This window comes from Mesorhizobium temperatum (assembly GCF_002284575.1).
Lineage (GTDB): Bacteria > Pseudomonadota > Alphaproteobacteria > Rhizobiales > Rhizobiaceae > Mesorhizobium > Mesorhizobium temperatum.
Map to the genome: position 1 here is coordinate 108,820 of NZ_NPKJ01000047.1, position 13,361 is coordinate 122,180.

Annotated in this window: 14 protein-coding genes; 6 read left to right on the forward strand and 8 right to left on the reverse strand. The window is 63.0% G+C overall.

Annotated features, from left to right (window positions below; translation table 11 throughout):
• Window positions 1-12 precede the first annotated feature (12 nt).
• The 4 genes from CIT26_RS15870 to CIT26_RS15885 all read right to left on the reverse strand — a co-directional run bounded on the left by CIT26_RS15870 (window position 13) and on the right by CIT26_RS15885 (window position 4,725).
• Window positions 13-1,044, reverse strand: coding sequence for an esterase-like activity of phytase family protein (locus tag CIT26_RS15870; RefSeq protein WP_095493448.1), 1,032 nt, complete (start codon window positions 1,042-1,044; stop codon window positions 13-15).
• Window positions 1,041-2,939, reverse strand: a complete 1,899-nt coding sequence (cobT, locus tag CIT26_RS15875; protein WP_095493449.1) for a cobaltochelatase subunit CobT — start codon at window positions 2,937-2,939, stop codon at window positions 1,041-1,043. Before cobT ends, CIT26_RS15870 begins: the two co-directional genes overlap by 4 nt.
• Window positions 2,940-2,986: 47 nt before the next feature.
• On the reverse strand, window positions 2,987-3,973 hold the full coding sequence (cobS, locus tag CIT26_RS15880) for a cobaltochelatase subunit CobS (RefSeq protein WP_095493472.1): 987 nt from the start codon (window positions 3,971-3,973) through the stop codon (window positions 2,987-2,989).
• Window positions 3,974-4,095: 122 nt separating this feature from the next.
• The gene (locus CIT26_RS15885) at window positions 4,096-4,725 is read right to left on the reverse strand and encodes a J domain-containing protein (RefSeq protein ID WP_036262308.1); all 630 of its coding nucleotides are present in this window, start codon (window positions 4,723-4,725) and stop codon (window positions 4,096-4,098) included.
• A 193-nt stretch (window positions 4,726-4,918) separates the two neighbouring features.
• Between CIT26_RS15885 and CIT26_RS15890 the strand changes: the two genes are divergently transcribed.
• Window positions 4,919-5,221 (forward strand): BolA family protein, encoded by a 303-nt coding sequence (locus tag CIT26_RS15890; RefSeq protein ID WP_077372975.1) that lies wholly within the window; start codon window positions 4,919-4,921, stop codon window positions 5,219-5,221.
• 3 nt (window positions 5,222-5,224) lie between these two features.
• Here the strand turns inward: CIT26_RS15890 and CIT26_RS15895 are convergent, their stop codons facing one another.
• The 4 genes from CIT26_RS15895 to CIT26_RS15910 all read right to left on the reverse strand — a co-directional run bounded on the left by CIT26_RS15895 (window position 5,225) and on the right by CIT26_RS15910 (window position 8,792).
• The gene (locus CIT26_RS15895; RefSeq protein WP_095493450.1) at window positions 5,225-6,028 is read right to left on the reverse strand and encodes an alpha/beta hydrolase; all 804 of its coding nucleotides are present in this window, start codon (window positions 6,026-6,028) and stop codon (window positions 5,225-5,227) included.
• A gap of 108 nt (window positions 6,029-6,136) precedes the next feature.
• Entirely contained in the window at window positions 6,137-7,030 is an 894-nt protein-coding gene (locus tag CIT26_RS15900) for an HlyC/CorC family transporter (RefSeq protein ID WP_095493451.1), read from the reverse strand.
• On the reverse strand, window positions 7,027-8,190 hold the full coding sequence (gene aroB, locus CIT26_RS15905) for a 3-dehydroquinate synthase (protein ID WP_095493452.1): 1,164 nt from the start codon (window positions 8,188-8,190) through the stop codon (window positions 7,027-7,029). The genes CIT26_RS15900 and aroB overlap by 4 nt, the downstream gene beginning before the upstream one ends.
• Window positions 8,187-8,792 (reverse strand): shikimate kinase, encoded by a 606-nt coding sequence (locus CIT26_RS15910; protein WP_095493453.1) that lies wholly within the window; start codon window positions 8,790-8,792, stop codon window positions 8,187-8,189. The genes aroB and CIT26_RS15910 overlap by 4 nt, the downstream gene beginning before the upstream one ends.
• Window positions 8,793-9,065: 273 nt before the next feature.
• Between CIT26_RS15910 and CIT26_RS15915 the strand changes: the two genes are divergently transcribed.
• The 5 genes from CIT26_RS15915 (at window position 9,066) to CIT26_RS15935 (ending at window position 13,080) form a co-directional block, all read left to right on the forward strand.
• Window positions 9,066-9,218, forward strand: coding sequence for a histidine kinase (locus CIT26_RS15915; RefSeq protein WP_095493454.1), 153 nt, complete (start codon window positions 9,066-9,068; stop codon window positions 9,216-9,218).
• Between the two features lie 28 nt (window positions 9,219-9,246).
• The gene (locus tag CIT26_RS15920; protein ID WP_095493455.1) at window positions 9,247-10,164 is read left to right on the forward strand and encodes a site-specific tyrosine recombinase XerD; all 918 of its coding nucleotides are present in this window, start codon (window positions 9,247-9,249) and stop codon (window positions 10,162-10,164) included.
• A gap of 99 nt (window positions 10,165-10,263) precedes the next feature.
• Window positions 10,264-11,214: an acetyl-CoA carboxylase carboxyltransferase subunit alpha gene (locus CIT26_RS15925; RefSeq protein ID WP_095493456.1), complete on the forward strand. Its 951-nt coding sequence runs from the start codon at window positions 10,264-10,266 to the stop codon at window positions 11,212-11,214.
• Between the two features lie 292 nt (window positions 11,215-11,506).
• Window positions 11,507-12,799 carry a L,D-transpeptidase family protein gene (locus CIT26_RS15930; protein WP_095493457.1) on the forward strand — a complete coding sequence of 431 codons (1,293 nt, stop codon included), beginning with the start codon at window positions 11,507-11,509 and terminating at the stop codon, window positions 12,797-12,799.
• A gap of 5 nt (window positions 12,800-12,804) precedes the next feature.
• Window positions 12,805-13,080 (forward strand): sulfurtransferase TusA family protein, encoded by a 276-nt coding sequence (locus tag CIT26_RS15935; RefSeq protein WP_095493458.1) that lies wholly within the window; start codon window positions 12,805-12,807, stop codon window positions 13,078-13,080.
• Window positions 13,081-13,361 lie beyond the last annotated feature (281 nt).

Below are 13,361 nucleotides of genomic sequence, written 5' to 3' on the forward strand. Positions count from 1 at the left end.
GCCGACCGCCTCTCAATCCTCGTGCAGCACAAATTCCAGATAGAGATTGCGCTGCAGCATCGAGTGGTTGTCGTCCGAGATCAGCGACACCATCAGCGCGCCGTCGTCGCGGGTCCAGACGTCTAGCCCTTCCATGTTGTCGATCTGGTAGCTCATGTCGGCTTCCATCAGCACCGGCCCGTCGGCAACGGCGCCCTTCTCGACGCTCTCGCCATAGATGCGCCGCAGCCGGATCTTGACGCCGCGGGCCATCGAATAGCTGCGCTCCAAAAGCAAGAGGTCGCCGTCCGGCAGGAAGGCGCCGTCGGTGATATCGAAATCGCCGTTGCGCTTAACGGTGAAAACGCCTTTGTGCGGCCCTTCGATAACAGCCGCATAGATGTTGCCTGATTTGTCGAGGCTCTTTTCCGAGACCACGACCAGCCCGGCTTCGTGCTGCCCGTGAGGATTGGCGTGGGTGATGGTCTCAAAGCCACGATTCCGTCGGAGCTCCCAGGCAGGAACCAGGAAGTCGAGCTGCCTGAACGGCGGCTTCATGTCTTTCGGGGCAATGCTGAACTGGGCGACACGGGGGTTGCGCTCGAAGCCGACCGTGGCAATGCCGTCCTTGACCGCAAGCCCTTCGGCATCGACCTGCCATTTCTCGTCGATCAGCTGGCCCGCCTCGTCGGCCATTTGCTGCATACGGAAATTCTCGATGCCCGACGGGCGCTTGTCGGCATCATGGGTAACGGTGCCGAAGAACCAGAAACCGGTGTCGGCGACGCCGATGAAATCACTGCCGGGCTTGAGGAAGCGAAACGCCGACAGCGCGCCGAAATCGCGTGATGGCGAGGTCATTTCCAGCCCGCCGACGAATTCGAGCGGGCCGAACCGCTTTTCGTCACGGCCGATGTGAAACCGGTCTATAGGCCGTGCCGAGATTTCGATCGGCTCGACCGAAACGGTGCCGGCGGCGATGCATGGCGACAAGGCGATGCCGGCAACGAACAGCGCTGTGGCGGTGAAAAGCGTCTGCCGAAAGCCGCCCCGCAAAAAAATCATCCGGCGCGCCGCATGCCACCGCGTCGCGTGTCCCGCGTACTTTCCTCGCCAAACAGCGAGGCCAGTTGCTCGGTCATGGCGCCGGCCAGTTCCTCGGCATCGACGATGGTGACGGCGCGGCGATAGTAGCGGGTAACGTCGTGGCCGATGCCGATGGCCAAAAGCTCGACCGGCGAGCGCGTCTCGATCAGTTCGATCACCGCGCGCAAATGCCGTTCGAGATAGTTGCCCGGATTGACCGAAAGCGTCGAATCGTCGACCGGTGCGCCGTCTGAGATCATCATCAGGATCTTGCGCTGCTCCGGCCGGGCGATCAGGCGGTTGTGCGCCCACAGCAGCGCCTCGCCATCAATGTTTTCCTTGAGCAGGCCCTCGCGCATCATCAGGCCGAGATTGCGGCGCGCCCGCCGCCACGGATGGTCGGCGGATTTGTAGATGATGTGGCGCAGATCGTTGAGCCGGCCGGGATTCGGCGGCTTGCCTTCCTTCAGCCATTTCTCGCGTGCCTGCCCGCCCTTCCAGGCGCGGGTGGTGAAGCCGAGGATCTCGACCGAAACGCCGCAGCGTTCCAGCGTGCGCGCCAGAATGTCGGCGCAGGTGGCGGCGACCGTGATCGGCCGGCCGCGCATCGAGCCCGAATTGTCGAGCACCAGCGTCACCACCGTGTCGCGGAATTTGGTGTCACGTTCCTGCTTGAAGGACAGCGGCTGCATCGGGTCGATGACGACGCGCACCAGCCGCGCCGGATCGAGATAACCCTCTTCGAGATCGAAATCCCAGGACCGGTTCTGCTGCGCCATCAGGCGGCGCTGCAGCCGGTTGGCCAGCCGGCCGACAACGCCCGACAGGTTGGCAAGCTGCTTGTCGAGGAAGGCGCGCAGCCGATCCAGTTCTTCCTCTTCGCACAGGTCCTCCGCACCCACCGTCTCATCGAAGGCGGTGGTGAAGACCTTATAATCGATCTCCTTCGACAGATTGGTGAAGGGATTGTCGTTGCGGCGCGCCTCGCCGGGTGTCTCGGCATCGGCGTCGTCATCGTCGGACAGGTCGTCGGCGGTGGCATCGGATGCCTCCGTCTCGGCCGATTGCTCGTCGTCGGACGACGCCTCGGTGTCGTCGGACTGCGACTGCTCGGAGCCGGAATCGTCCTCTCCGCCCTCCTCACTCTGCTCCTCGCCTTGCGGCTGGTTTTCGTCATTGTCTTCGGAGTCTTCGGTCTCTTGGTCGTCACCGAGTTCCTCGGCCATTTCCATGGAAGCCAGCATCTCGCGCACGACGCGGGCGAAGGCCTGCTGGTCGTCGAGCTTTGCCGACAGCCCGTCGAGATCGGCACTTGCCTTCTCCTCGACCCATGGACGCCAGAGGTCGACCAGCCGCTCGCCGCTCTTCGGCACGGCGCGGCCGGTCAGCTTTTCGCGGACCATCAGGGCCAGCGCTTCCTCGATCGGCGCATCGGCCTTGTCCTTGACGTCGATCAGGTTGCCCCTGGCGTATTTGTCCTCGAGCATCGAGCCGATGTTGTCGGCCACACCTTGCATCGCGCGGGAGCCGATCGCCTCGACGCGGGCCTGCTCGACCGCATCGTAGATGGCGCGGGCCTGTTTGCCCTCCGGCGCCAGCCTGGTGTGGATGCGCGTGTCGTGGCAGGCGCGCTTCAACGCCATGGAATCGCCGAGCCCGCGGGTGATGGCGATGTCGGCCTTCGAGGCTTTTTTCGGCAGTTCAGGGAGCCGGGCGCGGCTGCCGGCGAGCGCCGGCCGATCCTTGGCGAAACCGACTTCGAGGTCCTTGTCGCCGGCAATCGCGCGCATGCAGACGGTGACGGCGCGCTTGAAGCTGTCGGCTTCAGACCCCGTCTTCGACTTGTTGCGCGTGTTGTCGCCCGGACCCGCCATCGATCATTCCTTGGAGCATGACCCCGAAAATCGGAATCGAGCCATGCTTACCCCAGCACCACGTTGGCGGCGCTCTCCGGCAGATCCTGGCCGAAGGCACGCTGGTAGAACTCGGCGACCAGCGAGCGTTCCAGCTCGTCGCACTTGTTGAGGAAGGTCAGCCGGAACGCCATGCCGATATCGCCGAAGATCTCGGCATTCTCGGCCCAGGTGATGACCGTGCGCGGGCTCATGACTGTCGACAGGTCGCCATTGATGAAGGCCGAACGCGTCATGTCGGCGACGCGCACCATCTTGTTGACGATCTCCTTGCCCTTGCCGTCGCGATAGTGCTTGGCCTTGGCCAGCACGATGTTCACCTCATTGTCGTGCGGCAGATAGTTCAGCGTGGTGACGATCGACCAGCGGTCCATCTGCGCCTGATTGATCTGCTGGGTGCCGTGATAAAGGCCGGTGGTGTCGCCGAGACCGACGGTGTTGGCGGTCGAGAACAGCCGGAACGCCGGATGCGGGCGGATGACCCGGCTCTGGTCGAGCAGCGTCAGCCGGCCGGACGATTCCAGCACGCGCTGGATGACGAACATTACGTCCGGACGGCCGGCATCGTACTCGTCGAAGCACAGCGCAACATTGTGCTGGTAGGCCCAGGGCAGGATGCCGTCGCGGAATTCGGTGATCTGCAGCCCTTCCTTGACGACGATGGCGTCTTTGCCGACGAGGTCGATGCGGCTGACATGGCTGTCGAGATTGACGCGCACCATAGGCCAGTTGAGGCGGGCGGCGACCTGCTCGATATGCGTCGACTTGCCGGTGCCGTGATAGCCCGCCACCATGACGCGGCGGTTGTAGGCGAAGCCGGCGAGGATCGCCATCGTCGTGTTCTTGTCGAACAGATAGTCCGGGTCGATGTCGGGCACATGCTCGCTCGTCACCGAATAGGCCGGCACCACCATCTTGGACTCGAAGCCAAATTTCTCCTTCACCGACACGGTGGTGTCGGGCAGGTTGGCGATGTCGCGATCGACCTTGTTCATCTTTATCAACGTCTCCACGGGCGAAACGCCTGATTTCGCCGGCAATCGATTTGTTCGGGGGCGGTCTTAAAGACTTTTCCAACCTTGTGAAAGTTGGAAAACGACACGAACCGTAACGTCGCTCAGCACAATCCTGCCTGCTTGAGCACGCGATAGGCCTGGAGCACATCGCGGAACCGGTCTTCCGAACCTCTGTCGCCGCCATTCGCATCCGGATGGTGGCGTTTCACCAGTTCCTTATAACGCGCCTTGATATCCTTGCCAGTCGCCTTTGTATCAAGGCCAAGCGTTTCCAGCGCCTTGGCCTCAAGCGGCTTGGCCTTGCGCTCGCGGGCTTCGCGCGGATCCTTCGGGCCTTTGAACAGGTCGAACGGATCGCGCATGCGGTTGTAGTAGCCGGCGCGGCCGGAGCGCTGCTGGGCGAAATCGGGCGAGGAGCGCGTCGAGGCGCCGTTGACGCCCATCTTCCAGGTGGGCCGGTGGCCGGTCATCGCTTCCTTCTGGAAGCGGGCGATCTCGGTATCGGGGACACCGGAGAAATAATTGAAGCCCTTGTTGTACTCGCGCACATGATCGAAGCAGAACTGAAAATATTCGCCCTCCTTCATACGTCCGACCGGCGCGCGATGGGTGCCGGCCTCCTTGCAACCGTCCCACTGGCAGATCGGCGAGCGCGACTTCAGCTCCGCATCCTTCTCCGGGCGGATGCGGATTTTCTCGAAATATTTGGGGTACGGTTTCATCTCACCCATTTATGGGCTGTTCGCTGGTGCGAAACAAGAATTGACATTTTCGCGATGATCGCCCTAACCGCTGAATCGCGGCATAAAGCGGGCGATCGGCGAATTTTGTCGCGGCGGCGGCACCGCGCGTCCTTCTGGACGCGCAAAGGGCACCGATTTTCTGGGGTCATGCGCCAGCCATATGTGGTGAAGGGAAGTACGAATGTCCATACAGTCAACAATGGAAGGCAAGTTGAAGAAGGCGTTCTCGCCGGAGCGGCTGGTCATCATCAACGAAAGCCATCTGCATGCCGGTCATCACCATCAGGACTCCGACCATCACGGCACCTATGACGGTACCGGCGAGACGCATTTCCGCGTCCGCATCGTCTCCTCGGCCTTTGCCGGCATGAGTCGCATCGAGCGCCACCGCGCGGTCAACGCATTGCTGGCCGACGAGCTGAAGGCTGGTGTTCACGCGCTGGCGATCGAGCCGGCCGCGCCGGACGAAAAGACCAGGTGGTAGGCCTCAGCCGAGCGCTGCCTTCAGGAAAATCATCACCGCACGGGTCAAGGCGTCGCCTTCGTCGCCGAAATTGCGATTGATCGACATGTGCGAATAGGCGCTGCCGTCGAACAGTGTCACCTCCGTTCGGGTCGCCCGCAGGCGCTCGGCGAAGGCCCGTGAGGCTGCCGCACGACCCGCTGCGCGCGAATAGGCGATGAAGGTCGGCGGATGTTTGCGGCTCCCGACATGGGTGGCAGGCGACAGCGCGCGCCACTGCGCCGGGTCGGGAAATGCCCGGGCATAGGCCGGTGTCATGCCGCCGCTCCTCGCAAGCGCTTCCAGGTCATAGGCTCTGGTGTCGTTCAGAACCAGCGCCGCGACGCCGGGCAGACCGCCGCGCAGCCCGGTCAATGCAGCGAGATGGCAGCCGGCCGAATGGCCCATGACCGCTATCCGGTTCGGATCGCCGCCATGTTTGGCGATGTTGGCGCGCACGTAGCGATATGCCTGCTCGACATCCTCGGCCTGGGTGGCGACATCGGCCTTAGGCAGCAACCGGTAGTCGATGGAGACGAAGCAGAAGCCATTGTCGAGCAGGAAGGCCGGCTTGACGTTGACGTTGGTGCGATTGCCGGCCCGCCAGGCACCGCCATGGATGAAAAGGACCACAGGCAGGGAGCTTGCGCCATCGCGCGAGTAGATGTCGAGCCTGGCCGGTCCGTAGTCGAAGGTTTGCGGAGACGGCGAGCGCCGGCGTGATGCCGCCGGAGCGCCGACCGGCAACAAGGCCATCGACATCAAAAGCAGGGTTCGCCGATCGATCACCGTCATCTCCAGACAGTCCAGTCGAAAGTGCACGCCGGCGCGGCGAGCGTCCAGTCAAGGATTGGTTAGCCGGGACAGAACCTACCAGAACTACCAGAGCTACCAGAACTAAATGTCGCCGGCCGGCCTGATCCTCAGCCTTGCGATCCGGTTCTTGTCGCGTTTCATGACGACGAAGCGCTTGCCGTGAAAGGTGAAAGCCTGCTTCTCGTCCGGGATCAATTGCGTCTCGTGGATGACGAGACCGGCAATGGTGGTGGCTTCTTCGTCCGGCAGGTTCCAGTCGAGCGCCCGGTTCAGGTCGCGGATCGACACAGTGCCGTCGACGACAACGGAGCCGTCGGCTTCCTGCTTGACGCCCTGCATGTCGATATCGTGCTCGTCGGCGATCTCGCCGACGATCTCCTCGATGATGTCCTCCAGCGTCACCAGCCCCTCGACCTCGCCATACTCGTCGACGACGATGGCGAAATGCGCCTTGCGGCGCAGGAAGGCGTTGAGCTGTTCCTGCAGCGTCGTGGTGTCGGGCACGAACCACGGTTTTGTCGCGATCTTCATCACGTCGATCTGGGAAAAGTCGTTGCCGACATCGTTCAGCGCGCGCAGCAGGTCCTTGGCATGCAGCACGCCGACGATGTTGTCGAGCGAGCCCTTCCACAAGGGCAGGCGGGTATGCGGGCTCTGCAGGATCTCGCGCACCACCGCTTCCGGCGGATTGTCGGCATTGACCGACCGCATGTTGGTGCGATGGACCATGACATCGGACACTTCGAGCTCATCGAGATCGGACAGGCGACCGATGCGGGCGCGATCCTCGCGCACCACCTGGCCGTCGCGCCGAAAATCGTCGACGGCGCCGCGCGCTTCATCATGGTTCGAATGCTGCGGCTCGATGCGCTGCAGTTCATAGCCGAAGGCGGCGAGCAGGCGCGCGCGAAAGGCGAAAGCGAGCAGGCCGAGCCCGGCAAGGACAGCAGCGACAATCCAGCCGGCCGCGTTCATCCCGGTCGGCCTTTCGGCTGACCCGGGCTGCCTTTCGGCTGACCCGGATGGTTCTCCCTCAGAAACGACAGCACTTCCGACGCCGGCACATCCTTGGCGATGAAGGCCTGGCCGATGCCGCGCGTCAGGATGAAGGTCAGCGCGCCGCGCGACACCTTCTTGTCCTGGGTGATGAAGGCGAGCAGCGCCTCGGCATCAGGCAGTTCACCCGGAATATCGGCCATGCGCCAGGGCAGGTCAACCGCGCGAAGATGCGTCTCGACGCGCGCCGCATCGTCGGGACTTGCCAGATTGAGGCGTGACGAAAAGCGATAAGCCAGCGCCATGCCGATGGCGACTCCCTCGCCGTGGACAAGACGGGCGCTGTCATATCGGGTGGCGGCCTCGAGCGCATGGCCGAACGTGTGGCCGAGATTGAGCAGCGCGCGGTCACCGGTCTCGAACTCGTCGCGGGCGACGACATCGGCCTTGGCGCGGCAGGCTTCGGCGATGGCCTCGGCTCGCTCCGGGCCGCCGGCAAACACTTTGCCCCAGTTCTCCTCCAGCCAGGCGAAGAAGTCGGGGCGGTCGATGAGCCCGTATTTGGCGAGTTCGGCGTAACCCGCCCTGAATTCCCGGATCGGCAGCGTGTCGAGCACTTCGGTATCGGCCAGCACCAGTTTCGGCTGGTGGAAGACGCCGACGAGGTTCTTGCCGCGCGCACTGTTGATGCCGGTCTTGCCGCCAACGGAAGAGTCGACCTGCGCCAGCAGCGAAGTCGGGATCTGCACGAAATTCATGCCGCGGCGCACGATGCCGGCGGCAAAGCCGGCCAGATCGCCGATGACACCGCCGCCGAGCGCGATGACGACATCGCCGCGTTCCAGTCTTGCGGCGAGGACGCCGTCCACCACCTCTTCGAGATGCGCGAAACTCTTGGTCTTTTCCCCAGCCGGCAGCGTGATGACAGCAGGCTGGATGCCGCCCTTTTCGAGGCCGGCCTTTAACGTGTCGAGGTGGGCGGCGGCGACGTTGACGTCGGTGACCACGGCGGCGCGCGTGCCGGGCAGGCGGCGCGAAATCTCGCTGCCGGCGCGCAAAAGCAGGCCCGAGCCGATCAATATGTCATAGGCACGATCGCCGAGCCCGACTTCGACGGTGACTGTCACATTGCTGCTCACGAGCGCACCTCGCCTGTCGCGGCTGCAACGCCGAAATACCCGCAAAGCGCGTTCACCACCTCGGCCGCAATGACCTCCTTGCGATCGTCGCGGGTCGGCACGGTGACATCTGCGGCTGCGTAAACCGGATAGCGCTCGGCCATCAACCGCTCGATCACGGCGCGGGGATCGGCGCTTTTCAGGAGCGGCCGGTTCTGCTTCTTGGAAACGCGGTCCATCAAGAGGTCGATCTCGGCCTTCAGCCATACCGACACGCCATGGCCGGCAATGGCCTCCCGCGTCTGCGCGCTCATGAAGGCGCCGCCGCCCGTCGACAGCACCTGCGGCCCGTGTTCCAGCACGCGCAGGATGACGCGCTGCTCCAGCGCCCGGAACTCGGTCTCGCCATAGCGTTCGAACAATTCCGGGACGCTCATGCGCGACACGCTTTCGATCTCCTGATCGCTGTCGATGAAAGGCAGTCCCAGGATCGCCGCCACCTTGCGGCCGATCGCCGTCTTGCCGGCGCCCATAAGGCCGACAAAGACGATGGAACGGTCGCCCAGCCGGCCGAGCAGCGCGGCATGGCTCTCATCAGGAGGATTTGCTGGTAGCGCGTTCATGACACCATGATGTTTCTAAGCAGGTTCCGCAAAAGTGTCCCACGTTTGCGACAAGAACCTGCGACAAGCCAAAGAATCCAAGCAGGCATTCATGGGCCAGCCCACGAATGCCTGCTTAGGGCCTCTTTGCCGGCGTATCGACATCAAAAGCCTGTTTGCGTCAAGCGTGGCGCGGCCGCGCGTCGTCCGAGCTTCGCCCTTGAATTGGCCGGATTGGCGTCTCATAAGGGCACAGGGTTTGGAAACGCAGAACAAGCAGACGGGCGAAAATTGATGCCGACACTGTTTCGCTTTGTCGTGACGCTCACGATTCTGGCCGGCATTGTCTATGGCGCGATGTTCGCTCTGGCGATGTTCGTCGAGCCGAGAAAGGCCGAAATGAGCGTACGCATCCCTCCCGAAAAGCTGAATCCCCAGAAAAACTGAAGAATCAAGAAAAACTGACCCAAGAGACATGAACAGCGCGGCCCGCATCGAAGCCTTTCTGGAAATGATGAGTGCCGAGCGCGGCGCTGCCGAAAACACGCTTTCCAGCTATCGCCGCGACCTCGAAGACGCTTCGGCCGGGATCGACGGCGGGCTCGCGGGTGCCGCCGCCGCCGATATCCGCGGCTATCTCGACGATATCGCCGCGCGCGGTTTTGCCGCCACCTCGCAGGCACGCAAACTGTCGGCGATCCGCCAGTTCTTCAAGTTCCTCTATGCTGAAGGCCTGCGCCGCGACGACCCGACCGGAACCCTGGACAGTCCGAAGAAAGGCCGGCCGCTGCCGAAGACGATGAGCGAGGCCGACACTGGTCGGCTGATCGACCGTGCGGCGAAGGAGGCAGCTGACGCCTCGCTGAACGATGGCGACAGACTGGCGGCGTTGCGCCTGCATGCGCTGGTCGAGGTGCTCTACGCCACCGGCCTGCGCGTCTCCGAACTGGTCGGCCTGCCGATGACGGTGGCGCTGCGCGACGATCGTTTCTTCATGGTGCGCGGCAAGGGTGACAAGGAACGCATGGTGCCGCTGTCGACAAAGGCGCGCACGGCGATGCGGGCCTGGCTCGCTGCCCGAGCAACGGTGCCGGCTTTCGCAGATAGCCCGTTCCTTTTCCCGGCAGCAAGCGACAGCGGCTATCTCTCCAGGCAGGTCTTCGCCCGCGACCTGAAGGGCCTTGCCGCGCGCGCCGGCATCGCCTCAGCGAAAATATCGCCGCATGTGCTGCGCCATGCTTTTGCCAGCCATCTCCTGCAGAACGGCGCCGATCTCAGGGCCGTGCAGCAGTTGCTTGGCCATGCCGATATTTCAACGACGCAGATTTACACCCATGTGCTGGAGGAGCGGCTGGTGCGGCTGGTCAACGATCATCATCCGCTTGCCGACTAGACGTCATATCGCTATGTGAGGACGACGTTCCACCGCCCGGAGCCTCTATTTCCCAGGTTCCGTCAGTCATTGCCTCCCGGCTTATCGGTCCGCCCAAGAATGTACAATTACCTCGATTTCGAAAAGCCGGTCGCCGATCTCGAAGGCAAGATCCTCGAGCTGAAGAAGCTCGCCGAGAATGGCGAGGCGGTCGATGTCGGCGATGAGATCAGCCGTCTCGAGAAACGCGTGCGCGACGCATTGCGCGACACCTATAAGGCACTGACCCCGTGGCAGAAGGTGCAGGTGGCGCGCCATCCGGACAGGCCGCATTGCGTCGACTACATCAAGGGCCTGTTCAACGATTTCACGCCGCTTGCCGGCGACCGCAATTTCGGCGAGGACCAGGCGATCGTCGGCGGCTTCGCCCGCTTCCGCGGCGAGCCGGTCGCGATCATCGGCCAGGAAAAGGGCTCGGACACGGCCAGCCGGCTGAAGCATAACTTCGGCTCGGTGCGACCGGAGGGCTACCGCAAGGCGGTGCGGCTGATGGAACTCGCCGACCGCTTCAATATCCCGTTGCTGACGCTGGTCGACACGGCCGGCGCCTATCCCGGCGTCAATGCCGAGGAGCGCGGCCAGGCGGAAGCCATCGCCAGTTCGACCTCGGCCTGTCTCGGCCTGAAGGTGCCGTCGATCTCGGTGGTCATCGGCGAAGGCGGCTCGGGCGGTGCAATCGCGATCGCCACCGCCAACCGCGTCTACATGCTCGAACACGCCATCTATTCGGTGATCTCGCCGGAGGGCGCCGCCTCGATCCTGTGGCGCGACACCACCCGCTCGAAGGATGCGGCGACCAACATGAAGATCACCGCCCAGGATCTGCTGGAGCTGAAGATCATCGACGCCATCATTCCCGAACCGCTCGGCGGCGCCCATCGTGGCCCGGAAATGGTGATTGCCGCCACCGGCGATCTCATCGCGAAAACGATGAAGGAATTCTCCGGCGCCAACACCGATTTTCGTGAGCAGCGCCGCGAGAAATACCTGGCTATGGGGCGAAACCTCTAGACACCTCTAGACCATGATCCCAAAAAGTGGGAACCGGTTTTCGGAAAAGATCATGGTCAAACAAGAAGATTCAGGCCGTCCGATTTCAATCGGACGGACCACCAGACGGTTCCGGCGCCGCAATGTGGCGAGATTGAGCACCTTCGCCACAAAAATGCCGCTGCACTCGTTTCAATCAGATTGCCGTAAGCGCCCGGCGATTGCGGTAAGAAATTTTCAAGGTTAACGGGATTAGGGTTGGGCCTGACGGCGCTGATGCCTGCGGTCCGAAAGAAAAGACATAGCCATACCCATGTTTGCCAAACTTGCCCGTACCGGACTTCTGATTGCCGCGATAGGCGTCGCCGGCTGCAATGATTCTTCGATGAAGGATTTTGCCCCCCAGGCCAACAAGCCGCTGCCCGACAAGATCCTGGCCAGCATGAAGGCCAAGGGCATGACCCGCACCTCGCCGGTGATGGCTCGCATCTTCAAGGAAGAGGGCAAGCTCGAAATCTGGAAGGCCAAGACCAACGGCCGCTATGACTTGGTCGCCAGCTACGACATCTGCAAATGGTCGGGCAAGCTGGGTCCCAAATACACCGAAGGCGACCGCCAGGCGCCGGAGGGCTTCTATACGGTCCGTCCGGCGCAGATGAATCCGCGGTCGAGCTATCACCTTGCCTTCAACATCGGCTATCCCAACGTCTACGATCGCGCCAATGGCCGCACCGGTTCCCATCTGATGGTCCATGGCGCCTGCTCGTCGTCGGGCTGCTATTCGATGACCGACGCACAGATCGAGCAGATCTACGCCTTCGGCCGCGATGCCTTCCAGGGCGGGCAGACCGAATTCCAGATCCAGGCTTTTCCGTTCCGCATGACCGCCGCCAACATGGCGCGTTATCGCAAAGACCCGAATTACGAATTCTGGAAGATGCTGAAGGTCGGCTACGACAATTTCGAGATCACCAAAGTGCCGCCGAAGGTCGATGTCTGCGAGAAGCGCTATGTCTTCAACCAGGTCGCGGCTGACGGCGCGACCTTCGATCCGACCGGCGCCTGCCCCGCGACGACGCAGCCGGATTCGCTGAAGAGCGCCTTCAATGCTTATCAGAGCACCTACGAAGCTGCTTTCAGCGGCGCGGTCAAGGCCAGCGTGCCGGCGCCCAAGCCGACCATCGCCGGCATAAAGGAAGCCAGCATCGTTTCCGAATGGTCGAAGAAGCGCGCCCGCGGCGAACGCGTGCCGATTGATCCGCCGTCGTTCAACGCCGACGGCTCGGTGACCGAGACGGCGCGCATGGGCCGCATCGATTCGCCGGCGGGCCGCAAGATGGCCGCGCTCGACGCCGAAAAAGCCGCCAAGCAGAAGGCCGAGGAGCAAAGGCTAGCCGCGATAGAAGCGGCCAAGGCCGAGAAAGAGGCGGCCAAGGCTCAGGCTCTGGCCGAGAAGGAAGCTGCCAAGGCCGCCGCAGAAACCCCTGTCGTCACCGCCACCGTAGCGCCATCGGAGGCCGCCCCGGCAGTCGAAACGCAGGCTGCGGACGCCGAAAGCACGGCGACAAGGCTGAAGAAGAAGCTGCTCGGCATGTTCGGCGGCTGAGGTTCATGCTTGCACAAGAAGATGGGGGCCAGGAAGGCAGGCCCTCAACCAGCCCCGCCGCCGTCTACGACCTCAAAGGCCTGAACTGCCCGTTGCCCGTGCTCAAGGCAAAAAAGCGGTTGGCCACAATGCAGCCGGGCAGCCGCCTGTGGCTCGAAACCACTGACCCCCTAGCGGTCATCGACATTCCCGCCTTCTGCGCCGAGAGCGGCCATCGACTGATCGAAACGGCAGCGATCTCAGGCGGCCATCGCTTCCTCGTCGAGCGCGGCGGCGGCTGAGTCTCGACCTAGGTCGTTCTGGCGAGAGCGGCTGAGCGGGATACCCCCTTGAGGCAGGGCAATCGCATTTGGATTCTTGCGAAGATGGACCCCCACCCTAACCCTCCCCACAAGGGGGAGGGAACGCTGCCGCGCGCCCTTACTTTCCCTTTGGCGCCAAAAGGCAGGCAACTTCCCGAGATCAGCGCCAGCGGAAGTCTCCCTCCCCCTTGTGGGCAGGGCTATCGCATTTGAGTCATGAGCTGGAAGAGATAAGCATCGTTCCAGCCTGCACGCATCAT